Genomic DNA, 1,663 nt, shown 5'->3' with positions numbered 1-1,663 from the left:
GTCTGCTTTCATGGCGTGTCGAGTCGGGTTGCTGCCGGCGGCGGCATCCGCCCGGCCAAAATGGGGCGCGCTTTATAGCATCTTTCAGGATTTTGTGGAATCCCTGTGCCGCATTCACGCCTCCTGAAAGCGGGCTGCGACCGTTTGCGCAGGCCGGGCATCTTGGCATCAACACCCGCGGTTAGGTTTTTATAATCCGACCGATAGCGGGAACCAATCGTACGCGTGCGAGTCTCCCACCCACGGGGAGACGAGGGAGTGGGCATGAATCTGACGCGCCTGTCACTGGCGAATCCGGCGGCTTTGGTCGTCGTCGTGCTTTTGCTGGTGGGCGTGGGCACGGCCTCGCTGTTCCAGTTGCCGATCCAGTTGCTGCCGCCCATCGACCAGCCGCAGATCTCGGTCTCGACATTCTGGCGTGGCGCCGCCCCGGCGGACATGGAATCCGTGATCATCGAGCAGCAGGAGCGCGTCCTGCGCAACCTGCCCGGACTGACGCACATCCAGTCCAACATCAACCAAAGCAACGGCAACGTGAATCTCACGTTCGAGATGGACCACGACATGCAGCGTGCCTATCTCGACGTGATCAACCGCCTGCAGCAGGTGCCAACCCTGCCGCGCGACGCCAACGGGCCCTGGGTGAACCTGTCCGGCGACAACTTCACCAGCGGCAATGCGGCATCGCTGCTGGTTCGCGCCATCGACGCCAACGATCCGAGAAACCCCGGCGAATTCCATCCCATCGTCGAGCGCTACGTCGAACCGGCGCTGGCATCCATTCCCGGTGTCGCCCAGGTCAACCTGCAAAGCGCGCGACCGGAAGAGGTTCGCATCATCCTGGACGCGGCCCGCGCCGCGGCGCTGGACGTGCAGATTGCCGACGTGGTCCGCGCGGTCAGCGGCGCCGCCGACGTCTCGGGCGGCTTCGCCGATGTCGGCCGCCGCCAGTACACCGTGCGCTTCATGGGCAAGGCACCGATGCAGGAGCTGGATCAGCTCATCGTCGCCTACCAGGGCGCGCAGCCAATCTACCTGGGCGATCTCGCCACCGTCTCGCTGCAACGCGTGGAACAGGGCGGCTTCACCCTGCGCAACGGCTATCCGGCCTACTACATCACCGTGGGCCGCGAGGCGGGTTCGAACACGGTCGAGATTCTCGATCACATCAATGAAGTGATCGACGAACTCAATGTCGGTCCGCTGCCCGAGTCCGGCCTGGCAATGGAGCTGTCCTACGATGCCTCGGTGCACATTCGCCGCGCGATCCGCCTGGTCCAGGGCAATCTGCTGCTGGGCGGTCTACTCGCCACGCTGGTGCTGTTCGCGTTTTTGCGCGACATCCGCTCCACCCTGCTGGTCGGCCTGACGATACCGGTCTGCCTGTTCGCGGCCTTCGCGGCGCTCGACGCCTTCGGCCGCAGCCTCAACGTCATCTCGCTGGCAGGTCTGGCCTTCGCGGTGGGTCTGGTCGTGGACGCGGCGATCATCGCCCAGGAGAACATCGTCCGCCTGCGTCAGGAAGGCATGCCGGTGGCCGACGCGGTGCTGCGCGGCGCCACCGAGGTCGCCCCGGCGCTGTTCGCCAGTACCGCCACCAGCGTCGCGATCTTCCTGCCCATCCTGTTCATGACCGGACCGGAGGGACAGCTGTTCTCGGACC

At 65.1% G+C, this 1,663-nt stretch carries 1 protein-coding gene; it reads left to right on the top strand.

All coding sequences use genetic code 11. The features are described from left to right. Nucleotides 1-264: 264 nt before the first annotated feature. A partial coding sequence (locus tag ABNS06_RS04720; protein ID WP_348672881.1) for an efflux RND transporter permease subunit occupies nt 265-1,663 on the top strand: 1,399 nt, incomplete at its 3' end.

It is taken from the genome of uncultured Abyssibacter sp., assembly GCF_964000955.1.
Taxonomy (GTDB): Bacteria; Pseudomonadota; Gammaproteobacteria; order Nevskiales; family OUC007; genus Abyssibacter.
This window is presented reverse-complemented; position numbering and strand designations above follow the sequence as displayed.